This is a genomic window from Acetobacterium sp. (assembly GCF_036508315.1).
Lineage (GTDB): Bacteria > Bacillota > Clostridia > Eubacteriales > Eubacteriaceae > Acetobacterium.
In genome coordinates this window covers 38,151-63,120 of sequence record NZ_DATCHP010000057.1, presented here as the reverse complement: position 1 = coordinate 63,120, position 24,970 = coordinate 38,151, and the positions used below count along the sequence as shown (strand labels likewise).

Below are 24,970 nucleotides of genomic sequence, written 5' to 3'. Positions count from 1 at the left end.
ATGAAATACATCAGGAGGCGTCATGCTCAAGACAGAAAATAAAGAAGAACTCATTACCCTACTTCAAATCGAGCTGCTCACATGGTTTGAGGGTTCTAAACGGGAACTTCCTTTTCGCCAGACAAAAAATCCCTATGCCATCTGGATCTCAGAAATTATGGCTCAGCAGACCCAGATTGATACTTTGATTCCTTATTATAACCGTTTTATTGAGTCTTTTCCGGACGTCGCTGCTCTTGCTGATGCCACCGCGGATCAGGTTATTAAGGCCTGGGAGGGTTTAGGTTATTATTCCCGGGCCCGGAATCTTCATCGGGCGGCCAAGATCATTATGGCTGACTATGCGGGATGCTTCCCGGATAACTTTTCTGAGCTTATTAAGCTCCCGGGGATTGGTCCTTATACTGGAGGAGCCATTGCCAGCATTGCCTTTAATGAAAAGGTCAGTGCGGTGGACGGCAACGTCCTGCGGGTAATCAGCCGGTATTGTAATAGCTTTGCGGATATTGGTGATGCCAAAACCAAAAAAATCGTAACCCAATGGGTCGAAGCAATTTTACCTGAACCAGCCGGTGATTTTAATGAAGGGCTGATGGAGCTGGGGGCCATGATCTGCTCACCGCAAAACCCCAGGTGTCTGATCTGCCCGATACGTTCAGGCTGTCAAAGCCATGCCTTTGGTACCACCAGCCAACTGCCGGTGAAAAAGAAAAAGCAGAAGCAGGCCCGTAAAAAAATGGAAGTAGGGATTCTAAAACAAAATGGCGCGCTTTTCTTTGTAAAGCGTCCCGGGTCCGGTCTTTTATCTTCCATGTGGTCCTTTCCGATTGTGGAAACAACCGCCGGAGGCGGTGAAGATATTAAAAAAAAGCTCGGGGAATTCTTTCCCGAGCTTTCTGCGCCTGTTTTCATTGGAGAAAGTCGGCATGTATTTTCCCATATTATTTGGGAAATGAGTCTTTACAGGTTTGATGTGGAGTCCCAGGTTTGTGAACCCCCTCAAGCCTATCCTGCTGATGAAACTGTTGATGATCCTCCGAACCATTGCAGGCGATTAATAATCGCCCCTACGAATTCTTCTGATGAAACTGTTGATGCTCTGCCGATAAAGACTCAGTTCAAAGGAAGGGCAGCCATTGATGATCTGGCTTTACCGGTTGCGTTTTCTAAACTTTTTGCCCTTATTGATGACGCTCAACTTCAAATCGATGCAAAATAAAATCAGTTTCCTCTTCAGGAATTCCGGCCTTTGATTTTGCAATGGTGACTTGTTCTTCCGGGGTGTTTACCCCTTCCAGGGCCGGCAGCAAAAGACCTCGATGCAAATCCTTCTCAACTATGACGCCATACTTCTGAGCATCCAAATCTGCTAACCCTTCCACCCGCTCTGCCTCACCTAAAATATCCACCTTAATTTCCAGGTCCATGAGCTCAGCATCCTCCACCGGTAAAAACCGCGGATCATAGGAAGCTGCCTCGATGGCATTTCTGATAATTTCCTGGGCACAATTTTCGGTAACCGGTCCGGTGGTTCCAATGCATCCTCGGAGTTCCCCTTTTTTATGAAGGCTCACAAAAACACCGGCTTGTTTTGTTTGAAGGTCTTTAAGCACCTCTGGGTCAATATCCACCTGATCCTTGTATTGATCAAAATTTAATTTGCGGCCGCGCTGAACCCAGGAGTTAATGGTGGCCCGGGCAAGAGCTGCCACAGGACCTTCGCTTGAACGCCTTTCCTTATAGGAGATCACCTTATCTTTTTCATAACGATCAATGAGACTGGGAACTTTTCCCTTTTCAAGACCAATATACCCTGATAAATAACCCACACCAAAAGGGCCTTCATAGGAAAAGACCTGAGATTCGGTTTCAATGCCATCCACTGCGCCAAGTCCCATAATAATGGGACGCAAACCACACTGGGCGGCCGGTTCATAAACCTGATGCGGAATGGTTAAAATAGAATAATAATCCTTATCTTCAATGCCCTTAACAATATTTTCGTCGAAAAGTGCGCCCAGGGGATTATAGTGATAAGGTCCTTCCTCTTTAAGAGCGTGAGACAGGTCCGCACTGACCAGGATCATGGCATCCGCGCCACGGGCTTCAATAGCTTCCCGGATAACAGCTCCCATTTGGTAAAGCTCAATGAGGCTCAGCTCGCCAATGGAAATATGGACAATCTTATAGTCCCGATAATATTTATCAATAAAATACAGGGGCACAAAAACACCATGATCCAGGCTGAGTTCAATCTCATAATCCGCGGCAGTGGTCTGGGTCAGAAAAATGGTATGACATTGATTTTTCGCAAAGGCACTATTGAGTTCATCCAGAAGACCCATATCGCATTCTTTTTCCATAGTAACGCTGTCATTTCCAAATTTCTCCAGATTTCCGGTGATCTGATGTTCATAAACCACGGCAACACCGTCTCTAAAAACATTGCCATGGGGGGTAATGCACACAATGGTTTTTGGTTTTATTTCCGCAACCTTGAGTGCCAGATCCCTAAGACCCCGTGATGTTTTTTCCGCTTCATTTTCTCTGCCTTGTCCAATTTCCGGAATTAATACCGGTGGGTGGGAGGCTATTCCAATCCCTTTTAAAAACATAGATTCACTTCCTTAAATTATAAAATGCATCCAGACCCGCGTAAACGGCCAACTGGTCAAGATGCTCTTCAATGCGCATGAGCTGATTGTATTTCGCAACCCGATCAGTTCTTGATGGCGCTCCGGTTTTAATCTGGCCGGCATTGACAGCAACCACTAAATCGGCAATGGTCACATCCTCGGTTTCTCCGGAACGATGGGAAACAACAGCGGTATAACCAGCGCGCTTGGCCATTTCAATGGCATCCAGCGTTTCTGTTAAGGTTCCAATCTGGTTGACCTTAATCAGAATAGAATTGGCAATCCCTTCGTCAATACCGCGCTTCAGCCGCTCGGTATTGGTAACAAACAGATCATCCCCAACCAGTTGAATTTTTTTACCAAGCCGGTCCGTCATCATTTTCCAGCCTTCCCAGTCATCTTCATCCAGTCCATCCTCAATGGAGATAATCGGGTATTTTTCAATGAGTGCTTCATAAAAATCCACCATTTCAACGGCGGTTTTTTCAAGTCCCTCACCTGCCAGGGTGTATTTTTTTGTGTCTTTGTTATAAATTTCTGTGGCGGCAACATCCATTGCCAGACGAACGTCTTCACCGGGAATATAGCCGGCGGCTTCGATGGCTTGAACAATGACCTGTAAAGCCTCTTCATTGGAATTTAAATTTGGTGCAAATCCCCCTTCATCCCCGACAGAGGTGGCCAGGCCTTTATCGCTTAAGACTTTTTTCAGGTGATGATAAATCTCCGAGCCCATCCGAACGGCTTCACTGAAACTTTCAGCACCTACCGGCATGATCATAAATTCCTGAATATCCACGTTGTTATCCGCATGTTCCCCACCGTTTAAAATGTTCATCATCGGGGTTGGGAGTATTTTTGCATTAGTTCCACCTAAATAACGAAACAAAGGCATTCCTAAAAATTTTGCCGCAGCATGAGCCACCGCCATAGAAATACCAAGAATGGCGTTAGCCCCAAGCTTACCTTTGTTGGCTGTGCCATCCAGGGCAATAAGTGCGGCGTCAATGCTGACCTGATCCGTGGCATCCAACCCCATCATGTATTCTGATGCATAGTTAACATTGGCAACCGCTTTTAAAACACCTTTACCGAGATAACGATCGGGATCTTCATCTCTCAGTTCCACGGCTTCAAAGGCTCCTGTGGATGCTCCGGAAGGGACAATACTTCTTCCCATGGCACCGCCCTCTAAATAAACATCAACCTCAATGGTTGGGTTTCCCCGTGAATCCAATACCTCTCTTGCAATAACCTCTTCTATCGTTGAGTCCATATTAAACCTCCTGAAATTTTGTTTATCCTTATTTTATACACCATATTTTACTTTTTAAACTTTTATTTAATAAATAGAAAGCCCTGAAAAAGAAAACTTTTTCAGGGCGTAATTATTATTTCTCTGGGGCGACTAAAGGCTCTCCATCCTCATCAATGAGCACCGTAAGTCCGGCACCAAAAGGATCGTAATGGTAAAGGTAATTGATACCGGTTTGGGTATCTTCAATAATCTTACACCCGGATGTATCCCCTACAGCTTCATTAGATACTATTTTAAATCGATTTTTCTTTGGTTTCTTTGTTTTCATTTCAATCCTTTTCTCCTCATAAGTTTAAGTAGGCCATGATCATTATATACAATTCAGCTCAAAAAATCAAATGAAGAATATTAAAAAGTTTTTATCCGCTGTTTTATCGAAAACGCCGATCGATGATACGAACACTTTTTTTCTCGGATCGCGGCAATGAGCCCATCGGTTTTGCCGCTGGTATGACGCTAAAGCCAACCCGTGATTTAAACTGACGTTTAACCTCTTCTTCAATACCAGCTTTATCAATGCCATCTAATACTTCAAAACTTAAAACCACACAATCTTTCCCATCCTTGTGGTCTACTGTAGCTAAATATTCGCTGCTGACACCATTCACGGTTTTGAGAAGCTCGTCAATCTGTCCGGGATAAATATTAACGCCTTTAACCTTTACCATGTCATCGCTTCTTCCGACAATCCGGTCGTGGCGGGGATGAACCGAACCGCATGGGCATAGTTCCGGGATAAACCGGGTAATATCGTGGGTACGGTATCGCAGCAGTGGGGCGCCCTCTTTTCTAAAGGTTGAGATGACCAGCTCCCCGTATTCGCCTTTTGGCACTGGTTTCAGGGTTTGTGGATCGATAATTTCGAAATAGAGATAATCCGACCAGTAATGCATGCCATTGTGTTCCGAGCAATCAATGGAAATTCCCGGTCCATAGATTTCAGTCAGTCCATAAATATCAAAAAGCTCAATTCCCAGCTCATCAGCAATGCGGCAGCGCATTTTTTCTCCCCAGCGTTCCGAACCGATAATACCTTTTTTTAAATAAAGCTGATCCCCTATTTTTTGTTGTGCCACCTCTTCGGCCAAAAGCAGCGCATAGGAAGAAGTTGAAGCTAATACGGTTGTTTTTAGATCCTTCATCATTTGTAATTGCTTTTGGGTATTCCCGGGGCCCATGGGAATGGCCATCGCCCCTAATTTTTCCGCTCCGGCCTGGAAGCCGATTCCCGCGGTCCACAGACCATACCCCGGTGTAATCTGAATGCGATCTTCATTGGTCATTCCGGCATATTCATAGCATCGTCTGAACATAATGGACCAGTCTTCCACATCTTTTGCCGTGTAGGGAATAATCACCGGGGTGCCAGTGGTTCCCGAAGATGAATGAATCCGGACGATCTCACTGTCCGATACGGCTTGCAGCCCTAATGGATAAGCATTTCGCAAATCACCCTTATCCGTAAAGGGAAGTTTTTCAAAATCATCCATGGTTTTAAGTTCTGCTGCAACAACCCCTGATGCTTTAAAGCGTTCCTGATAAAAGGGACTCTTTTCTTCCAGGCGTTTCACTAAGCTTTGTAAGTTTTTAAGCGTTTCAACCATTTCCATTGTATTCTGCCTCTTTCTTTTTCCGCTTTATTGTCAAGGGTTAGGGCGCTACTTTATCACGCCATTGCCAATACAAACCGCCAAATTCATTTTCTTTACCCCGGATTTTTCAAATTGAATGCTGGCAATGGCCCCATCCAATTCCAGGATGATTCCCTGACCAAAACGCTGATGATTAATGGTCACGCCTTTTTGATAGGCTGACAGATTCACTCCTGAATCTTCTGCATTTGCTCCTGTAAAATCCTGCCATTTTGATTTCGGGCTTCCAAAGCTCTGGGACTTGTGATTTTTTGCTGCATTCAGCCCCCCAGTTTTAACCGGTTTTTTCTTAGGAAGGCCATCAATTAAATAAGAAATAAATTGCGAGGGCTTTCCTGTTTTTGCCCTGGTCCGGGGACAAATAAAAATAAGCTCTCTTCTCGCCCGGGTAGCCCCAACATAAAAAAGCCGGACTTCTTCAGCATAAAGCTTTTCATTCCCTGGAGTCATTGAAACCACACTGGGCAGTTGGCCTTCAATGGCGTCTATCATAAATACTTTGTCAAACTCCAGACCTTTACTGGAATGAAGGGTGGAAAGGGTTACTCCCGGTTTCTTGCCAGTATGGATTCGGGTTTCTCTTAATCGTTGCTCCAGGGCGTTCAGGTTATCAAAAAATTCCTCAAAGCTGTCCACCCGGCTGCCCAGCGTTTTTAATACTGCCAGCTTCTGCTCAATGTTTTCTTCGGACTGGCCGGAACTGATCCGAAAATTCAAATAGGCGGTATAGCCCAAATCATCAAGAATCATTTGGATTCCCTTCCTGGGAGTTGCTTTTTTCAGGCGGCGAAAGGCCTCCTTTAATTCCTTAAATCGTTTGATCTGCCAGGGCCGTTCTTTACTTGTTTTTATTAAAGCATCGAAAATATTCTGATTAAGCTTTAAAACTTTTCCCAGCTGGTTAACGGTTTCTCTGGAAATGGCGGCGTCCATCTTAAAACAAATCTGGCTGAAAAGCTCAAAATCACTTAAATTACAGGCAAACTGATAAAAACATCGGATGTCCTTGATGGTAAAGTGGGTAAAAAACAAGGGGCTATGTTCTTTAATCTGATAAGGGATTTTCTCCCGTTCTAAAAGATCCACTAAAGGAATGGCCGATTCATTGTTGCGATAGAGCACTGCGATTTCCTTGCCTTCACGCTTAATCGCCTCAATGATGAGATGATACTGAGCCTCGTTGGATTTTACCCATTCCCGGACAATAGGAAAACCGTCACCATTGGGCGTGGACATTTCTTTGGCGTAACGTTCCTTATTAAGTTTGATAAATGCGTTGGCTTTATCCACAATATGCCGGGTACTCCGGTAATTGGTTTCCATTAAAAGAACCTCTCCCCGGGGCCAGGTCGATTTAAAGGCTAAAAGGGACTGGGGAAAAGCCCCGCGAAAACCATAAATGCTCTGATCCTCATCGCCTACCATAAAGAGATTTCCGTTTTCCCCTGATAATAATTCCAGGAGTTTGAATTGAATTTTAGATGTATCCTGGGCCTCATCCAGATGGATATAGGGATGTTTTTTTCTGAAGTATCCGAGAATCTCAGGATATTTTTTTAATAATCCCCAGGCATATTTTAAAATATCGTCAAAATCCATAAGATGCTGTTCAAGCTTATAGGCCTCATAGGCCTTATATATTTTAAGAAAATCAATTTCCAAATCAGGGAGTGCCTCTATTTCTTTATTTGTTAAAAGCATATTTTTACAGTAACCGATTTGCTGGGTAATCTCTCCCAGTTCAATTTCTCCCGGGAATCCATCAAATAACTTTCGATAGAGATCCCGGATCACCGGGGTCACGTTTGCCAGCACCTCATAGGCTCGACGATGAAAAGACCGCTCATAATAACGAATCACCGAAAGGGAAAAGCTGTGAATGGTACTAAAGTGAAGGGACTCAGCTTCTGCCGCTCCGAAAAGAGTTTGATAGCGCTGTTTCAGGTCCCTGGCACCCATACGACTGAAGGTTAGGGTAAGAATGGCACTGGGATCTATTTTTTCAACAAAAAGCAGGTACGCAATCCGACAGATGATCACGGTTGTTTTCCCACTTCCGGGCACAGCTAAAAGCAGGGTCTGTCCGGTGGTGCGAGCCACAGCCCTGGCCTGCTGTTCATTGAGATTTAATTTAAAGTGCTGTTTAAATTCTTCATAATTATTCATAACCCCTATTATATCGGAAAATGGGTTGAAAATCCAGAGCGTTAAGTCGATCGAAAGGTTCATGCTGTTACAGACCCATTCTCTTATTCTCATGTTGCATTTCCAACATCATCCAATATATTTAATGGAAGAAACAATAATAACAAAAGCAATTGCAAAAGCAACAAAGAATGTTTTTGGTGATGTCTACATATTCTTTTTAATTTGTCAAGTTTATTCTTGCTAAATCTTAAGATATGCTATATAATCATTAAACTAAACATATCTATTCAATCGTATAAGAAAGGGGTTTTGTTATGAGTTTGGAATTTGGAATGAAAGGTTATACCTTTGGTATCTCTGCTTTAATTTGTTGGGGTGTGAGCATTTTGCTCAGTCTTCTTCAACTTGGCAGCGTATTGAATGGCATTCTCGGTATTGCTGTTCTTGTTTTAGCCATCCTTGCATACATTAACGGAAAAAAAGAACTGGCTGCTGATCCTACCAACAAAAAAGCAAAAACTGGAAAAACCATTGGTCTTGTTGTCATTATTTTAGAAATTATATCTCTGGTTGTTATTGTTATCTTAGCCGCTGTTGCAGTTTCCTTATTAACTTTAGCGTGACTAAATAAAATGAACGGACTAATGATTGTCTTTATTGCTATCCTTGTGTTTCTAATAAAATAATACACGATAGAAAAGCCTCCACTGATTATAAATCAATGGAGGCTTTTCTATTTAAATCAATCCATTTAAGTTTGGAAATCTATCAAGGCAAAAGAAAAGCACCAAACAATGTTTGGTACTAAATAACTTTTTTGGTCGTGCACCCCACTTCGACAACCAGCCTTCAAGCGTTACTTCGGCAGTTAGCTCGAGTCAGAGTATCCTCCGGCACATAAAAGATCTTACTTACCGCTGCTTCATTCCTGACCTGACGGGGTTCATAAGTTTTTATTGCGAAGGGTCCAACTGTCAACACCACTTTCCTCCGGCAGACCTCAAAGCCCGGAGCCTCTGTGGGGAATTCAACCCTGCTACAGCGGATTGCAGGTTACAAAGCACCGCTAACTCTCCATCTAGCACGACTGAAATTATTATAACGTATTAAACTGCAATTAACAAGGCTAAATATGTTTCTTAAATAAAATTATAGTATCTTTTCAGGTTAATCGATGTATTCATCTATTACAATAGCAACCATCAACCTTTAACAGGTTGATAAAAGTCTGTTAATAGGCGGTATTATGTTTGTGGAATGGGTATCTAACTTATATTAATAGCCACGTTTTGATTCTGGCTAATATTATCTCTAAAGGGGGAATTTGAGTGTACAATATACTTTTAGGCGGAGCCGCCGGAGATGGCATCGAAACCATGTCATCTCTTCTTGAAAAAACGCTAAAAAAATCAGGGTCTCATGCTTTTACTTTCCGGGATTTTATGTCCCGTGTGCGGGGTGGTCATAATTTTTCACAAATTCGGTTCGGGCCGGAATCCATTGCTGCCCACCGTGAAGCCCTAAATGGGATCTTCGCCATTGATGAAGAAACTTATGAAAAACACCACCATCAGCTAAAGGATGACGGCTTTATCTTATGTGATCAGTCATTAACTTTCAAGGATTATCGTTGTCTCAAGCTGCCCCTTCGGGACATCGCAAAAAAACTCGGAAATCCAAAAGTGATGAGCAGCGTTGCCATTGGTGCCCTGCTGAATCTGTTTAGTTTTCCACTTGAAATCGCTCAGGAAGTCTTCACCACAAGCCTTCGGCCGGATTTGGTGGAGATTAACCTGCTTGCTTTAAAAGAAGGCTATCAGTCTGTAAGCCCACGGTTCCAATCCACTCCGGTCCAGACCTCAGAGCACATGCTGCTCTCTGGAAATACTGCCATTGGATTGGGTGCCCTTGCTACTGATATAAAATTTTATTCTGCCTACCCGATGTCGCCATCCACCACGCTGCTTGATTTTTTCGCTGCTCAAAGTGAAAAGATGAACATTGCGGTGGAACAGGCCGAGGATGAAATTGCTGCGATCAATATGGCGTTGGGTGCTTCCTATGCCGGTGCTCGAGCCATGATTGGTACTTCAGGAGGCGGGTTTTCTTTAATGGTGGAAGCCCTTGGCTTTGCAGGCATTGCAGAAATACCCGTGGTCATGGTGAACGCTCAACGTCCCGGGCCTGCCACAGGGTTTCCCACCCGTACTGAACAGAGTGATTTAAAATTTGTTATTTCCGCTGCCCAGGGAGAGTTTCCTCGAATGGTCATTGCACTTAGAAACCACACGGATTGTTTTTTCCAAACTGCCCGTGCCTTTGCTCTGGCTGAAAAATATCAAATACCTGTCATACTCCTCACTGACCAGTATTTAGCCGATGCCACAGCCACCGTTCCTATTTTTGATACCGAACAAATTTACCATAATTCTTCAGACCCAAAATCCTTGACCACTCCGAATGAGAACGGCCCTTACCGCCGCTATCAGCTAACAGAAAACGGCATTTCTCCATTAAAGACCCCAGGAAAAACAAAAGGCTTTGTTCGGGTTGACAGCGATGAACACGATGAGTTCGGACTGATTACCGAGTCTGCAGAGGTTCGAATCCAGATGGTCAATAAACGTATGGCAAAGCTGGCTCTGCTGGAGACAGAACTCATAGAACCCGAATTCTGGGGAGACGAACAGTGTCGTACTTTACTGGTAGGGTTCGGATCAACAGATGGTGCCATTAAAGAAGCCGTGACCTTCCTGAATTCTAAAGGTGGTCGCTTCGGCGCCCTTTTGTTTGGTGATATTTATCCCCTTCCGGTAAAACGACTTAAGCACTATGCGAAACAGGTAATCGAAATCATTAACATCGAACAAAATGCCACTGGACAGCTTGCCTCGCTTATAAGGGAAAAGACCCTTCTATCCTGTCATCGCAGTATTTTAAAATATGACGGTCGCCAATTGTCGGTGGACACTGTTTTAGAGGGCATTCAACATTCAAAAGGAGGTCAATTACTATGAAACAGAATCAATTTGTTAGCTCAGAAACCGCCTGGTGTCCGGGCTGTGGAAATTTTTCTATTCTTGAAACCCTTATTGGCGTTCTGAATGAACTCAATACCCCACCTCAGCAGATTGTCTTAGTCGGTGGAATCGGTCAGGCTGCAAAAGCTAACCAATATGTGAGTGCCAATGGCTTTAGCGGACTCCATGGACGGGCGCTGCCAGCTGCGGTTGCCATTAAAATTGCCAATGATGCTTTAACGGTTATTGTGAATACCGGTGATGGTGATTCTTACGGTGAGGGTGGCAATCATTTCCTGCACAACATTCGTCGCAATGTTGACATTACCCATTTTGTTCATGATAACCAGATCTATGGCCTTACCAAAGGACAACCTTCCCCTACCTCTGATGCCTGTAACTTAGGCCATAAAACCGCCAGCTGTAATATGAGTGTGCCTTTTAATCCTCTGCTCATTGCTATTGCTGCAGGCGCCACCTTTGTGGCACGTTCCTTTACGGGGCGCAAGGAACATCTGGCAAAAATAATGGCGGCAGCTATTCTTCATAAGGGATATGCCTTAGTCGATATCCTCCAGCCCTGTGTGAGTTTTAATAAAACAAACACCTTTGCCTACTATAAACAGAGAGTTCAGGAATTGGATGCGTCCTATGACCCTGCCAACAAAATGGCCGCCCTGGAAAAAAGCATGGAATTTGGAGACACCATCCCTATTGGTATTCTTTATCAGGAACAAGCCCCAACCTATGAAGCTAAACGTCCTCAACTATTTGATGGCATTCCTCTGATTGACAAGCCCCATAATATGGAAAGTGTAAAAGCTTTAATCAATAGTTATATTTAAAATCAAGAGAGGCCATGCTAAAAAGCATGGCCTCTCTATTTTTGTAAATAAAAATAATAGCTTTACTATTATTTCTCTTCAATACTTTTATATTTTAGGACTGCGGCGTCCTGAATCAATATTAATCCGTCATTCACCATTTCGTTTACTGTCGGCAGTATTCTCTCAATGTGTTCTTTGGTATCAATCACTTCAATCACCACGGGAAGGCTCGCGGAAAGATCGACCACCTGGGCCCGATGTAAGCGTCTTTTCTTTCCAAATCCTTCAATCCCACGGGTTACTGTAACTCCGGCAATTCCCATTTCTTTTAGTTTTAAAACCAGAGCATGATAAAGATTATGTCCCTCATACCGTGAGTCTTCGCTGACATAAATTTTTAATATTTTGCAGGGACCTGCTAATTTCATTGACTTCCTCCTATTTACTTTTTCCATCATTATTTTAAATAAAAATGCCTGTTATCATCATTCCCATCGCATAACCGATGATACTGATGACCATTGACCCCAAAATATAAACCAGGGCGTTGATCTTTTCATTTCCTGCAAAAAGATTAAATCCTTCGTACATAAAAGTAGAAAACGTAGTATAGGCTCCTAAAAAACCCTCACCAAATAATGCATATAACGTATCGCCCATTCCCAAACTGGTTACTACTCCCAATAAAATTGCCCCACTCAGGTTAATGACAAAGGTCCCTAACGGGAAAGAAACGTTGCTTTTTTCAGAGATCATTCTCCCCAGAACAAACCGGGCAAGACTTCCCAGCATGCCTCCAATACCAACAGAAAGATAAATCATCATTCTGACTCTTCTCCTTTTTTAATTCTAAATGCCATCCAGAATTTAATGAACTTCCTGGCTAACATGATACCCAAATAGACACATAGAAAACCAAGACCGCAGGATAAAATCAAATATAAAAAGGCTGAAAAATAATGACCGGCAAATATGAGGTTTACAATCTCTTTGCATACCGTCGAAAAAGTGGTATAAGCCCCGATCAAACCGGTGGCAATACCAAGTCGAATATCCGGATCAAAATCAAGGATATCCAGCGCCAATGTAAGGACAAAACCCAGAGCAAAGCAACCAATAAGGTTAATGATCAGGGTATTGACCGGAAACCATTCTATCGGGAAAGGGATGGGCATTTTCTTCATCAAAAACCGGAGCAAAGCTCCGGTCATTCCACCCACTCCAATAAAAATATATTTTCGCATTAATAATCTCCAAACTAAATTAAAAAAATCCTGTAACTGGAACAATGCCATTTACAGAAGCCACTGACTTTCAGGCTTTCACGGCGAACTCCATCACTTGATTATTAACATACCACAGGTTAAACTCTTTATCCATAGAAATTTAAGATTTCAATTTTCTTTGGGTAAATTGTGCTATAATGAAAAAAAATTAGTAAATGCGAGGAATATCAATGGATAAAAACAAATTAAACTTATTAACCGCCCTTGCTGAAAGTGGTGACAGCAATGCCATGCTTGAGCTGGCAGACCATTATTATTTCGAGGAAAACAAGCAAACCTTATCTAAAGAACGCTTTCAAATGGTTTTTGATTATTACTGCCTTCTGGCGGATTCCGGTAATGATCACGCCATGGTAACTTTGGGATGCATGTATTATGAAGGGGTCAACATTCCCCAGGATTTTAAGCTGGCCAGGCTCTGGTATGAGAAAGCTGCAAAATGCGGCAATCCTCTGGGAATCAATAACCTGGGTTATTGCTATTATTATGGCCGGGATATTCCCATCGATTTAGAACGTGCTTTTCATCTTTTTGGCAGAGCTGCCCAAATGGGCCATCATAATGGGATGTATAAACTCGGGGACATGTATTACAATGGACATTACGTCCAGAATGATCCTGATGCTGCTTTTTACTGGTACAATCAGGCTGAGCAAATCATTGATGCGACCATTCCTGAATACCCGAACATCGCCTACCGCATCGGCCATTGCTATTTTCTTGGGGATGGGGTTACCCAGGACTTTTTGATTGCCCTTTCATGGCTTCAAAAATCCGAACTTGGATGCTATACCTTTATTCAGAAAGGGGATGCTTTTGCCCATCTTACTCTTGTTCGGGTGAAAGAAGATTTGGAAACCCTGCACCAAACCCTGGACGCTCACAAAGGTTACCAGAGAGCGGAATTAGGATATCATAATCCTTTGAATGTGTGAAAATGTTTCTTAATGCAGAATTCAAGACCTCAGGTTCCACTAAAAAAAAGAAGATTATCACCTCTACGGCGAATCTTCTTTTTTTAAATTGTTTTGTTATTCTAAATCCGTTGCATCCATCATTCGAATGCGTTCGATGTGCAAGGCCAGATAGCTCACTTCTTTTTCTGAAAAAGTCTTCCCCAATTCTTTCTCCAGCTTATTACAGACGCTGGTTGCCACTTCAAAGGCATAGGAACAATGGGTTTTAGTATATTCTATCATATCTGAATGGAGTATCTCATCGGTCATCACCCGGTTAATCATAAAACGGAAGTGGTACATCAGTCGGGAATAGGAGAATGTCCCTACCTTAATGGTCATATTACAATCTTTTTCAATTTGCTTAATGGCTTCTCCCATAATAATAGCCACATTCATGGATTGGGACACTTTGGTGTCACTAATCGCTGAATGAATGTAAAGTGCGATATAGCCTACTTCATCATCACTGATAACATAGCCTGTTTTTTCTTCAAGAACAGCCTTTCCTTTCAGGGCAATTTCAAACTCCTGCTCATACAAACATCGAATATCATCGGTAAATGGGTTTTCAAAATTAAGATTCCCTTCAATGCGTTCAATGGCAAAGGCGATGTGATCTGCCAGAGAAAGCAGTATATGGTTGTCCAAAGTTTTGAATTTCATTTCTGCTTCTTTAATAATCTCATGTGCGATCTCCAAAAAAATCGGTGCCATATTTTTTATCAGATCCGCTGCTGGTCCTTTTTCAGTGTCTTTATCCAAATAATACTTTTTGATTTCTGGCTGGGCTTCTTCTTCCATGGCAATTTTTTTATTAAACCCAACCCCTTTTCCCAGAAAAATGACTTCGCTTTTTTTCTCTATATCAAAAGCCAATAATGCATTATTGTTCAATATTTTTTTTATGACATACATGAAAACTCCCCTTTTGGACAAAACAAGCCACTGATTTCCAGTGGCATGCTTTTTATTAATATTAACTCAATTCCAGAAGAGATGCAAGCCTAATTAGGATTCGATAGCAAAGGCATCTTCCTTTGCAATGACCTTGCCAATCTTAATAATTTTCACTTTCTGATTTTCTTTAAGATTTGTAAACACAATGGGGATGGCTGTGGAAGGGGAATTCTGTGAAATATAGTCCAGATCCATTTCCAACAGCAAGTCACCTTTTTTTACCTGATCTCCCTGCTTTACAAAGGATTTAAATCCTTTTCCTTCTAATTTGACCGTATCAATTCCGATATGAATGAGGATTTCTGTCCCATTTAAACTGGTCAGTCCCAAAGCATGTTTGGTTGGAAAAAGCACGTCAAGACTCGCGTCACAGGGAGCATAAATTTTATTCCCGGTTGGAAAAATCACGACCCCATCACCTACCATTTTTTGACTGAACACATCATCCGGTGTTTCTGTGATGCTGGCAATTTCTCCATCAATGGGGGATGTGAAAACTTCCGATATTTTCAGGGATTCATCCAAGGTCCCTTTTTCTTTTTCCGGTTCCGTTTCCGGTTCTTCGATCACTGATATTTCTGTTTCCAAATCACTTTCAGGGCTTTGTAAATATTCTTCTAATTTGGATTTAATGACAGTGACCCTGGGGCCATAAATGACTTGAATCCCATTTCCTTTTTTAATAACGCCGATTGCACCGGAATACTTAAGGATCTTTTCATCAATCCCTTGTCCGTCCGTCACCGTCACACGAAGTCTGGTGGCACATGAATCGAGGTCAACGATATTCTTTTTACCGCCTAATCCTGTAACAATCATGGCTGATACGGGATCACTGGATTCAGATGCTAATCCATTGTCGCATTTTTCTTTTTTAGCAGCTTCAACATCTGCACGGGTATATAGTTTCGTTTCTTCATCATCTTCTTCACGTCCGGGAGTTTTTAAATTAAACTTGTTAATCAAAAATTTGAAGAGGAAGTAATAAACAAAGAAATAAGCAACGCCAACCACTACAATGTAGATCCAATCGGTTTTAGCATTCCCCTGAAGAATTCCAAATAGGGTAAGGTCAATCAGGCCTCCGGAGAAAGTCATGCCGACCCCAACATTGAGTATATGCATAAGCATAAAGGATAAACCTGCTAAAATACAGTGAATCACATAGAGGAACGGTGCAACAAAAAGGAAGGTAAACTCAATAGGTTCTGTAATTCCCGTAATCATTGCGGTTAAGGCTGCGGATATCAACAACCCCCCCACTGCCTTTTGTCGATTACTATTAGCGCATTTATACATGGCCAGGGCCGCACCGGGAAGACCGAAAATCATAAATGGAAATTTTCCCGCCATAAAACGGGTGGCGTCCACTGAAAAATGTGCTACGTCGGGACTGGCCAGTTGGGCAAAGAAAATATTTTGAGCCCCTTCAACAACCATACCATCCACTGTCATGGTACCGCCAAGGCCGGTTTGCCAGAATGGCAGATAAAATACATGATGCAAACCAAAAGGAATAAGAGCCCGTTCAATGACCCCGTAGATAAAGGTTCCAAAGTATCCGGATGCCATGACGAGACCCCCAAGGGCATAAATTCCATTTTGAATAAAAGGCCAGATAAAAAACATTAAAGCCCCTACAAACAAAAATACAACGGCCGTAATGATGGGAACAAAACGTGTCCCTTCAAAGAAGGAAAGCACTGGTGTGAATTCCACTTTATAAAACCTATTATGAAGAGCGGCAACCCCTAAACCAACGATAATACCGCCGAAAACCCCCATTTGTAAAGAGACAATCCCAACAGTGCTTGTGATTGAGCCGCTTGGAAGCAATTGATTAGCGATGATTGGAATATATGCCATACCTTTTTGAGCCGCTGTCGCCATTGCAAGGTCATTTGCAACCAGAAGGGTTTCCGGAGTATAAGTTCCGGTCAGGGTAATGAGAGCACCAATGACTGTATGCATAATGAAGTAGCCAATCACACCTGCCAGAGCGGCAACCGCTTTTTCCTGTCTTGCCATACCAATGGCCACACCCATAGCAAAAATAATGGGTAAGTTTTTAAAAACGATCTCTCCTGCAGCCATCATGACTGTTAAAATTCCATAAATGATTGTTCCCGGTCCCATAACCCCCATCAGGTTGTAGGATGTTAACATGGTTTCATTGGTAAACGATCCCCCAATTCCTAAGAAAAGTCCTGCTACCGGTAATAGGGCAATGGGCAGCATAAAGGACCGACCAACACGTTGTAAAACACCAAAGATTCTGTCTTTCATTTCTTTCTCCTTCACTTTAAATTTTTTTGTTATTCGCGTCTTTTTCTTTATTTTGTCTTGCGACAAAAAAAGACATTAACACCCAAAAGCCGATCCAAAAAGACCACTCCTGAATAGTTAATGCCTGATTGTTCAGTAACACACTATTGAAAATAACATTTATTTATTAATGTAATCGTACGTCAATTCATTTGATTTGTCAAGTATTTTTATTTATAATCTTTACAGGCTCGGCAGTGTCCCAGAAATCACCGCGGTGTCCAGGGCATTTAAGACGGCCTGCATAATACCGTTAGAGGTATAGGTCGCACCTGAAATAGTATCAACCACCGGGTTCTGTGCTGCGATAATCGCCTGGGGAACCGCATCAATGGCCTTGTCAAAATATTTTACATTTTTTTCATTGTGAGAAACAACCTGAATATCGGTAATAATATTTCCTGCCACGGTAACACTCACGGTAAGATCAGGACCATAGCCATCGGCTACCCCGGTATATATTCCATCTTCAAGATCTACGTTGCCTAAAAAAAGATTGGCACTTTCTGTAACACCAGTGGTTCCAGAATTTGATTGTGGAATGACAACATCTGTAACGGTAGCATTGTCTGTCCCGGTATTTGCTTTTGCAACCTCTGTTGTATTACCATAAAGTGCTTCTACAGAAGTTTCCATTTCGTTTTGGACCCCTGTTAAAAAAGTTTCCGGCCCCATAGCCCCGCCAATTTCCCAGAGGTGACATCCTAGAAAAACAATGAGAACAACGGTTAAGAAGCGGTGAGGTTTAAACCAGGACAATTTCCTTCGGTAGGCTTTACGCAGCCAATAGCTCAATCCCAAAAGTATACCGACTGCCAAACAAGCCGATCCGAAATTAAACGATAAAATGGACCCTGAAGAAAAGAATCCATGAATACTGGCGAACACCACAAAAGCGATTCCCATTGGTTTATGCACATTTCTTAGTTTTTTATTTAGTCGAGCAATGCTCAGATTCTTTTTCTTACCTTTATTGATGATCCGCAACAAATAAACAACGGATAATAGTACGGCTAAAAAAACACTGATCCATGCTGTGATGACGTTGATAAAAAGCATCATATTGCCACACTCCTTCGGCTTTTTTATTTTAACATGTTATATATGGCAAGATTATGTCTCACTCACACTGCTAATTTCCCTTTATTTTAACATGTCATTGTGATGCCTTTGTGACGTGTCTGTGTTTCTTTTCTAAAATATCATCGGCAAAACCCCAAAAAAAAGCATTCCCAGCCCTCCGGAAATAAGAATCAATTGTATGGGGTGGAGTTTAAACTTAAAATAAATAACGGTGCAAATGGCAAAAATAATGATTTCTTTGTATTTTAAAGACTCCATTAAAACCTGTAAATTTGTTATTTCAGCTCCCTGGACAATAAGCTCATTGGACATAAGCAGAAATACCGCTGAGGCAATAAGCCCAATCACTACTGGCCGCATGCCAAAGAGAGCACCCTGAACCCATTTGTTATTTTGAAAATTCGTAAAAGCCTTTGCGATGATGAGGATAATAATAAAGGAAGGCAATACCACTGCTAAAGCGGCGACCAAAGCGCCTAACAATCCACCCATACCCATTCCCACAAAAGTGGCAACGTTCACAGCGAATGGCCCTGGTGTTGATTGCGAAATCGCAATCACATTTGTCAGCTCTGTCAACGTCAGCCAATGGTTACCCACTACCTCCTGTTGCATAAGCGGAATCATGGCATAACCTCCGCCAAAGGTAAAGAGACCTATTTTAAAGAAGGTGATAAAAAGCTCAAGAAAAATCATGACTTGTCCTCACTTTTTTTATCTGAAACAAGACCTTTTTTTAATATCACCTGGTAAACTATTCCAATAAGTGCACCACCTATAATAAGAAATATAATATTAATCTTTGTAAAAGCGGCCACACAAAAAGCCAGCACTAAAACAAGCACCGTCAGTGGAGTATATTGATTCTTTGTTCCCAGATTTACGACTGCCCCTAAAATAAGCACTATCACCCCAACCCGGATGCCACTAAAGGCATAGGCCACCCACTCAATTTTTTGGAACTGAACAAAAAATAATGAAATAATACTGATGATCATAAAAGATGGCAGTATAACCCCTACCGTTGCCAATACTGCGCCCCAGAACCCAGCCACTTTATAGCCAATAAAGGTGGCTGTATTCACCGCAATAACTCCTGGGGCTGCCTGTGCAATGGCAAAAACATCCAGGAGTTCTTTGCTTCCAATCCATTGGTGTCGTTCCACAGTTTCATATTCAATGAGGGGAATCATGGCATAGCCTCCCCCAAAGGTAAATATACCAATCTTAAAAAAAGTTAAAAATAACGACCTGATCTTTTCTATTTGTTTATCAGTTTCTTTCAAATCAAACCCCTTTTTCCATACTCATCCATTCCAGAACTTCCTCAAAATTTGAGGAGCTGCTGCAGCACCATAGGACATAGCCTTCCGGGCCACCATATTTTTTAAAAGAAACCGTGATTTTTTTTTTGTCTTTAAAGAGTGCCACTTCACTATGATCAGGAAATCCCTCTCCAATTCTGACAGAAAAACTTTTCATTGGAAGAGCAAACCCTTTGCCTGTAAATTTCATATAACTTTCTTTAATGGCCCAAAGATCAAAAAAACTTTTTTTTTGCTTTTCAACCGGCAAATCAAATAACCACTTCACTTCCTCTTCTGCAAAATAACGCTTTGCCAGTTTAAGGTTGAGTTGCTTCATTTTCTGTAAATCCACGCCTATCTCATCACTGGCCAATGCACAAACCACATAATTTCCGGAATGGGAAAGATTATAGTGGATTTCGGGATCATTGATCAAGCTTGGTTTTCCATGAGATCCAATTTTTATATCCAGTTCTTTATGCAACCCAAAGCTTTCATATAATGCTTTTTCCAGAAGAATTTCCGTCCCAATAGAAAGGGCCTGGGCCTGAATTGATTTCATCCTCAGGATCTTTTCCCGCCGTTGTGCCCCTACCTGGTCTAAACAATCATCCAACAGCTGAGGATTTTGTAACGGTAGGGTATCTGCCATAAAAATCCGAGTTTTAAATTCATTCATGGGAACAATAAATCAACCTAAGTTTTTCACGATTAAAGCTTATGCAACAGACCAAGGGGCAATTGAATTTCAGGTTTTCTTCCATTGTTTCTCCTTAAAGAATGATTTTTACTTTTATGTTTAATTTATTGTAAAAGTCCAAACATGTTTTTTTAAGCTATTATATCTACGATTATACTATATAAATTTTAAGAATCAAGGCTATGACCAGGTTAGCAGAAAACATTTTACTGGAAGCCAGTGAACTTGGATGTGTCTGGCTTGGCGTAAGTGATTATTAATAGATGGACTTTGGGTCGAACCCCCCGAAGGGTTTCCAAACTGAAAAGCGGCCATTGAAAGTGAAATAAACACACCTTCAGTGGTCGCTTAAAATTATAAATTTGTTTAACTTTGTTCTTTTGCCGCCGTCAATCCAAAAAAATTTTCTAATTCCAGACGCTTTTTTTCATATATGGATTCCCTCAGCGGTGAACAGCCTCCAACGGTTTTTCCACCATCAATTAGTTTTTGCGCAAAGGCCATGCAATTATTTTCACCACAATTTTTACAATTGATTTGTGGCAGAAGTTCATATATTTCGAAAACATTTATTTTATGGTTAACCATGAGATTCTCCTTTTCTAGCTTCAGATTATATCATGTGCTCTTTGTTTGCGCAACATTATTTCAACAAATTGCAATTATTTTCAATGATATTTTGTTACCGATAAAATAAAAACCCGTTTTCTCAAATGTCTGAGAAAACGGGTTTATTCTTTTTTAATGGCAGGGGTAGCAGGATTTGAACCTACGGTGATGGAGTCAGAGTCCATTGCCTTACCGCTTGGCTATACCCCTATATTATTTTTACAGCCTTAAGGTACGATAAACATTTTACCCGAACTCATTTGTATTGTCAAGAAAAACAGAACATCTTTACGTTTACAGGAAAACGATACCCACTCCACTCTCCTGGACAGATCTGACTATCAGTTTATTCCGAAAACCCTTTTTGTATTTTCGGTGGTGATTTCTTCCAGGGACTCAATGCTCATCCCCCGAATTCTTGCCACTTCTTCAGCAACAAAACGCACATAGGCAGGCTCATTTCTTTTTCCCCGATGAGGTGTTGGCGTCATATAAGGGCTGTCGGTTTCAACCAAAAGCCGATTCAATGGCATCATGGCCACCACTTCCGGAAGCTTCCGGGCATTTTTAAAGGTAATGGTTCCTGAAATGGATAGGTAAAATCCCATGTCTAAAAATATTCTGGCCATTTCCACTGAACCGCTGTAGCTATGCATTACCCCGCCAACCTCCGGTGAAAAATGTTCCTTTAACAATCGCCACATATCTTCCATGGATTCCCGATTATGAATAACCACGGGAAGCGCTATTTCTTTAGCAATCATTAACTGATCCACAAAAACCGACTGTTGAATATCCCGAGGTGATAAATCATAGTGGTAATCCAAACCGATTTCTCCGATAGCCACCACCTTATCTTTTTTCGCCCATTCCCTGAGCATTTGTCCATGCGCTTTGAAATTATAGGATTTGGCATCATGCGGGTGAAAACCAACTGCCGCATAAACCATGGGATACTTTTCACTTAGGGCCACTGCCCGGCGACTGGATTCTTCATCTGATGCCGGGTTTATAATAAGCTCAATCCCTGCGGCTCTGGCATTTTCGAGAACCTCTTCACGATCATTATCATATTTTTCTTCATCGATGTGTGCATGACTGTCAATTAACATTTTTTAACGACCTCGCTTTTTCCATGAGTATTTCCCAGGTGTTTTCAATTCTTTCATCAATAACCTCTTCCAGCAGCACTTCTAAAATCCGGCCAACTTCCGGGCCGTCTTTAATGCCCATACCTATTAAATCTCTGCCGTTCACAGCCAGATCTTTCCGCGAAAAGCATTCATTTTGAGAGATAATTTCTGCCATCAGGCATTGGACAGCTTCCAGAATTTCCAATCGTTCGGGGTGATCTGGTGCCTGGGCCGAAATATCTGCTTGTTTTACCGCCAATAAATCAAGAAATAAAGGCCTGGATAAACGGTTAAGCCACCGTTTTATGCTTTTCTTACTGGGTTCTAAAGGGTAATCATGGTATTTTACCAAGGTACACACCTGAGATATGGTGGTTTTATCCATTTTCAGAGCATTCAACCGCATTCTTGCAATTCTTTCTGAAACCTGTCCATGTCCGCGAAAATGACCAATCCCCCGGTCATCCTGGGTAAACGTTTCCGGTTTTCCCATATCGTGAAACAGAATGGTCCAGCGTAAGTGGGGAATGGGTTTAATGTTCTCCAGGGCTACCAATGTATGCGTGAGAACATCATGACAGTGATGAGGATTCATTTGATCAAAATCTTCCATCAGCAAAAGCTCCGGGATTATGACCCCCAGTACCGTAACCCCATTAATAACAACCGCCTTTACATTTTCGCCGCATAAAAGTTTGGTGAATTCTGTTGAAAGTCGTTCCACTGAAATCGCTTTTAACAACTCACGATTTTCAAAAAGTGCCATTCTGGTGTTTTTTTCAAGTTCAAAGCCGAGAACCGAAGCAAAGCGTAAACCCCGGATAATTCTCAGGGCATCCTCATTAAAACGTCGATTGGGATCTCCGACGCACCGGATAACCTGATTTTCAATGTCTTTTTCCCCACCAAACAAATCGATTAGACCTTGACTGGGATGATAGGCCATGGCATTCATGGTAAAATCCCGACGGGCAAGGTCATCTTCTATGTTTTTAGTGAATATGACCGCATCTGGGTGCCGTTTATCCGAATAGCTGGTTTCAGTGCGATGAGTGGTGATCTCGATGGAAAGACCCTCTAAAATCACCGTAACGGTGCCATGGGCAATACCGGTTTCGATGACCCGGTAATCCCTGAAACAATTCATTACTTCTGCAGGTGTGGCATCGGTGGTCATATCAAAATCCAGAGGAGGGGTTCCCATAAGATAGTCACGGACGCAGCCTCCGACAAGATATCCGCAGAAGCCGCAGCGCCTAAGTATTTCAATGGCCTTTTGAATGGAATCCGGTAGTTGAAACTTCATTCGTTCTCCATGGTTCCCAAACCAATGTCATCGGCAACAGCCCTCATTCCTAAAATAGTCTCTTTCATGAGATCATCCAGGGAATAACCGGCTATTTCTGAACCACTGGTAATAACTTCACGGTCAACCCCTGCTGCGAAACTGGCAGTTTTAAATTTCTTTTTCACCGATTTTACTTCTAAATCATTCACACTTTTAGAAGGGCGCATATAGGCACATGCGGTAATCAGTCCTGCTAATTCATCGATTGCATAAAGAATTTTTTCCATTTGATGGCTGGGTTTCGCATCCGAGCAAATGCCATAACCATGACTGACCACACTTTGAATAAAGTCATCGTCATAGCCATGATCCTTTAAGATTTCCACCACTTTAACACAATGTTCCATCGGATATTTTCCATAATCCAGATCATGGAGAAGCCCGACAATTCCCCAGTACTCAGGATCTTCTTTTTCTATGATTGCAAAATGCGTCATCACTCCGGATACGGCTAATCCATGGTTAACAAGCGCTTCGCTTTCATTGTATTCTCTTAATAATGCCAGTGCGGCTTCCCGATTTAAATTTTCGTTCATTGCTGGGTCTCCTTATTTTTAGTGTTTTAGCAAATTGCGAAATTCATAAACACAACCGTAAATTGCTTTGATGTCAGTTTTCATAACAATAAGAAATCGCTTTGCGAATTTCTTATTGTTCGCGGGCAGTCGCCAACTACAAGCAAGCTTGTGATTGGCTCGTTGCCTTCGCGAAAACAATTTTATAACGTATAGGCGAACAGTTCAACGAACTGTACGACGTATAGTGGAAAAATTGTTTCATGTAAACAGACAGCGAAGCTCACGATACTTTCGCAGCTGCCTATTTATAGTAGTGCTGTTTATACAATGTTTTTAAATGATTGGTGAACCCTTCATTTCCGACAGAAAACGGATGCCGTCCAACCCTGTTGACAGGCATTATCTCCATTAAAGAATTCGTAATAAATATTTCATCAGCATCCAATAATGACTCTTTATGATAGTAGCCCTCTTCAACGGGTATTTTATGTTTTTTTAATAATTCGATTACTTTATTTCTGACAATCCCTGCTAAGAGTCCGTTATCTGTTGCCGGAGTATAAACCTTTTTATCTTTCACAAAGAAAATATTACTTATGCAACCTTCTGCCAGATACTCTTTTGTATTAAAAAAAATCGATTCGTTAAACCCCTTGTTGATACCCATATTGAGGATCAGCAGATTCTCTAAATAGTTATTTGATTTAACTGTTACCAGTAGTGAGTTTTCATTTCTTTGATAATCACTGATATTAATGCTTACGCCATTTTGAAATATCTTTTGACCATAATTATTTTCTCTGGCGGTAATAATCAGATTGTTGTGTTTACTCCCTTTACTATGGGTAATTCTTAATGCCCCACAATCAAAATGGTTTTCTTTAATCATTTTATTACAATCATTTAAAATTTCGGTGTCATCAAAAGCAAATTCAAGACCAATCAATGAAGAACTGCTTTTTAAACGATTCATGTGTTCCTGAAAAAAGATAACTTTACTTTCATAAACATTTAATGTTTCAAATACACCATAACCGTACAGATAACCCGGATCCAACGGAATAAGACACTCCTCTAAAATTTCGCCATTACAGCAACTGTATTGAATAGTTCTCTCCTCCTCTCTAAAAATTAATAATATAAA

At 41.7% G+C, this 24,970-nt stretch carries 24 protein-coding genes, 1 tRNA gene and 1 other RNA gene; 5 read left to right on the top strand and 21 right to left on the bottom strand.

Going from position 1 to position 24,970, the window contains the following annotated elements; all coding sequences use genetic code 11:
• Positions 1–22 precede the first annotated feature (22 nt).
• A complete protein-coding gene (gene mutY, locus VIK44_RS07450; protein WP_331553221.1) occupies positions 23–1,219 on the top strand; it encodes an A/G-specific adenine glycosylase in 1,197 nt (398 codons plus the stop codon).
• On the opposite strand, the gene amrA is transcribed toward mutY, so the two are convergent.
• The 5 genes from amrA to VIK44_RS07425 form a co-directional block, all read right to left on the bottom strand.
• Complete coding sequence (gene amrA / locus VIK44_RS07445) at positions 1,182–2,615, bottom strand: AmmeMemoRadiSam system protein A (RefSeq protein ID WP_331553220.1); 1,434 nt, start codon at positions 2,613–2,615, stop codon at positions 1,182–1,184. The two genes, mutY and amrA, sit on opposite strands and share 38 nt — an antisense overlap.
• Positions 2,616–2,619: 4 nt before the next feature.
• Complete coding sequence (eno, locus tag VIK44_RS07440) at positions 2,620–3,912, bottom strand: phosphopyruvate hydratase (RefSeq protein WP_331553219.1); 1,293 nt, start codon at positions 3,910–3,912, stop codon at positions 2,620–2,622.
• Positions 3,913–4,027: 115 nt separating this feature from the next.
• Positions 4,028–4,222, bottom strand: a complete 195-nt coding sequence (locus VIK44_RS07435) for a DUF6440 family protein (RefSeq protein WP_331553218.1) — start codon at positions 4,220–4,222, stop codon at positions 4,028–4,030.
• A 103-nt stretch (positions 4,223–4,325) separates the two neighbouring features.
• Positions 4,326–5,564: a phenylacetate--CoA ligase gene (locus tag VIK44_RS07430; protein ID WP_331553217.1), complete on the bottom strand. Its 1,239-nt coding sequence runs from the start codon at positions 5,562–5,564 to the stop codon at positions 4,326–4,328.
• Positions 5,565–5,612: 48 nt separating this feature from the next.
• The gene (locus VIK44_RS07425; protein ID WP_331553216.1) at positions 5,613–7,865 is read right to left on the bottom strand and encodes an ATP-dependent helicase; all 2,253 of its coding nucleotides are present in this window, start codon (positions 7,863–7,865) and stop codon (positions 5,613–5,615) included.
• Between the two features lie 203 nt (positions 7,866–8,068).
• Between VIK44_RS07425 and VIK44_RS07420 the strand changes: the two genes are divergently transcribed.
• Positions 8,069–8,377 carry a hypothetical protein gene (locus tag VIK44_RS07420; protein ID WP_331553215.1) on the top strand — a complete coding sequence of 103 codons (309 nt, stop codon included), beginning with the start codon at positions 8,069–8,071 and terminating at the stop codon, positions 8,375–8,377.
• Between the two features lie 198 nt (positions 8,378–8,575).
• Here VIK44_RS07420 and ffs read toward each other — a convergent pair.
• Positions 8,576–8,841: signal recognition particle sRNA large type (gene ffs / locus VIK44_RS07415), an RNA gene on the bottom strand.
• A gap of 241 nt (positions 8,842–9,082) precedes the next feature.
• On the opposite strand from ffs, the gene VIK44_RS07410 reads away from it, so the two are divergent.
• Both VIK44_RS07410 and VIK44_RS07405 read left to right on the top strand, forming a co-directional pair.
• Positions 9,083–10,771 (top strand): 2-oxoacid:acceptor oxidoreductase subunit alpha, encoded by a 1,689-nt coding sequence (locus VIK44_RS07410; RefSeq protein ID WP_331553214.1) that lies wholly within the window; start codon positions 9,083–9,085, stop codon positions 10,769–10,771.
• Complete coding sequence (locus VIK44_RS07405; protein ID WP_331553213.1) at positions 10,768–11,619, top strand: 2-oxoacid:ferredoxin oxidoreductase subunit beta; 852 nt, start codon at positions 10,768–10,770, stop codon at positions 11,617–11,619. Before VIK44_RS07410 ends, VIK44_RS07405 begins: the two co-directional genes overlap by 4 nt.
• Positions 11,620–11,687: 68 nt before the next feature.
• On the opposite strand, the gene VIK44_RS07400 is transcribed toward VIK44_RS07405, so the two are convergent.
• From VIK44_RS07400 to crcB (VIK44_RS07390), 3 genes are read right to left on the bottom strand one after another with little or no spacing between them, the layout of a single operon-like run.
• Positions 11,688–12,029 carry a DUF190 domain-containing protein gene (locus tag VIK44_RS07400; protein WP_331553212.1) on the bottom strand — a complete coding sequence of 114 codons (342 nt, stop codon included), beginning with the start codon at positions 12,027–12,029 and terminating at the stop codon, positions 11,688–11,690.
• A 34-nt stretch (positions 12,030–12,063) separates the two neighbouring features.
• Positions 12,064–12,423: a fluoride efflux transporter CrcB gene (gene crcB / locus VIK44_RS07395; RefSeq protein WP_331553228.1), complete on the bottom strand. Its 360-nt coding sequence runs from the start codon at positions 12,421–12,423 to the stop codon at positions 12,064–12,066.
• The gene (crcB, locus tag VIK44_RS07390) at positions 12,423–12,845 is read right to left on the bottom strand and encodes a fluoride efflux transporter CrcB (RefSeq protein WP_331553211.1); all 423 of its coding nucleotides are present in this window, start codon (positions 12,843–12,845) and stop codon (positions 12,423–12,425) included. The genes crcB (VIK44_RS07395) and crcB (VIK44_RS07390) overlap by 1 nt, the downstream gene beginning before the upstream one ends.
• A gap of 212 nt (positions 12,846–13,057) precedes the next feature.
• On the opposite strand from crcB (VIK44_RS07390), the gene VIK44_RS07385 reads away from it, so the two are divergent.
• Positions 13,058–13,822 carry a tetratricopeptide repeat protein gene (locus VIK44_RS07385; RefSeq protein WP_331553210.1) on the top strand — a complete coding sequence of 255 codons (765 nt, stop codon included), beginning with the start codon at positions 13,058–13,060 and terminating at the stop codon, positions 13,820–13,822.
• Between the two features lie 96 nt (positions 13,823–13,918).
• On the opposite strand, the gene VIK44_RS07380 is transcribed toward VIK44_RS07385, so the two are convergent.
• From VIK44_RS07380 to VIK44_RS07325, 12 genes are all read right to left on the bottom strand, one after another.
• Positions 13,919–14,761 (bottom strand): PRD domain-containing protein, encoded by an 843-nt coding sequence (locus VIK44_RS07380; RefSeq protein ID WP_331553209.1) that lies wholly within the window; start codon positions 14,759–14,761, stop codon positions 13,919–13,921.
• 93 nt (positions 14,762–14,854) lie between these two features.
• Complete coding sequence (locus VIK44_RS07375) at positions 14,855–17,089, bottom strand: glucose PTS transporter subunit IIA (protein ID WP_331553207.1); 2,235 nt, start codon at positions 17,087–17,089, stop codon at positions 14,855–14,857.
• A gap of 222 nt (positions 17,090–17,311) precedes the next feature.
• Positions 17,312–18,190, bottom strand: coding sequence for an FMN-binding protein (locus VIK44_RS07370; protein ID WP_331553206.1), 879 nt, complete (start codon positions 18,188–18,190; stop codon positions 17,312–17,314).
• 132 nt (positions 18,191–18,322) lie between these two features.
• On the bottom strand, positions 18,323–18,907 hold the full coding sequence (locus tag VIK44_RS07365; RefSeq protein WP_331553205.1) for a chromate transporter: 585 nt from the start codon (positions 18,905–18,907) through the stop codon (positions 18,323–18,325).
• The gene (locus VIK44_RS07360) at positions 18,904–19,497 is read right to left on the bottom strand and encodes a chromate transporter (RefSeq protein WP_331553204.1); all 594 of its coding nucleotides are present in this window, start codon (positions 19,495–19,497) and stop codon (positions 18,904–18,906) included. Before VIK44_RS07360 ends, VIK44_RS07365 begins: the two co-directional genes overlap by 4 nt.
• A gap of 1 nt (position 19,498) precedes the next feature.
• Positions 19,499–20,197 (bottom strand): 4'-phosphopantetheinyl transferase family protein, encoded by a 699-nt coding sequence (locus tag VIK44_RS07355; RefSeq protein ID WP_331553203.1) that lies wholly within the window; start codon positions 20,195–20,197, stop codon positions 19,499–19,501.
• A gap of 387 nt (positions 20,198–20,584) precedes the next feature.
• Positions 20,585–20,806, bottom strand: coding sequence for a (Fe-S)-binding protein (locus VIK44_RS07350; RefSeq protein ID WP_331553202.1), 222 nt, complete (start codon positions 20,804–20,806; stop codon positions 20,585–20,587).
• Between the two features lie 157 nt (positions 20,807–20,963).
• Positions 20,964–21,037: transfer RNA gene (locus VIK44_RS07345), tRNA-Gln, on the bottom strand.
• 131 nt (positions 21,038–21,168) lie between these two features.
• On the bottom strand, positions 21,169–21,939 hold the full coding sequence (locus VIK44_RS07340; RefSeq protein WP_331553201.1) for a TatD family hydrolase: 771 nt from the start codon (positions 21,937–21,939) through the stop codon (positions 21,169–21,171).
• Entirely contained in the window at positions 21,929–23,266 is a 1,338-nt protein-coding gene (locus VIK44_RS07335) for a CCA tRNA nucleotidyltransferase (RefSeq protein WP_331553200.1), read from the bottom strand. The genes VIK44_RS07340 and VIK44_RS07335 overlap by 11 nt, the downstream gene beginning before the upstream one ends.
• Positions 23,263–23,844, bottom strand: coding sequence for an HD domain-containing protein (locus VIK44_RS07330; protein WP_331553199.1), 582 nt, complete (start codon positions 23,842–23,844; stop codon positions 23,263–23,265). The genes VIK44_RS07335 and VIK44_RS07330 overlap by 4 nt, the downstream gene beginning before the upstream one ends.
• A gap of 283 nt (positions 23,845–24,127) precedes the next feature.
• On the bottom strand, positions 24,128–24,883 hold the full coding sequence (locus tag VIK44_RS07325; RefSeq protein ID WP_331553198.1) for an aminotransferase class IV: 756 nt from the start codon (positions 24,881–24,883) through the stop codon (positions 24,128–24,130).
• Positions 24,884–24,970 lie beyond the last annotated feature (87 nt).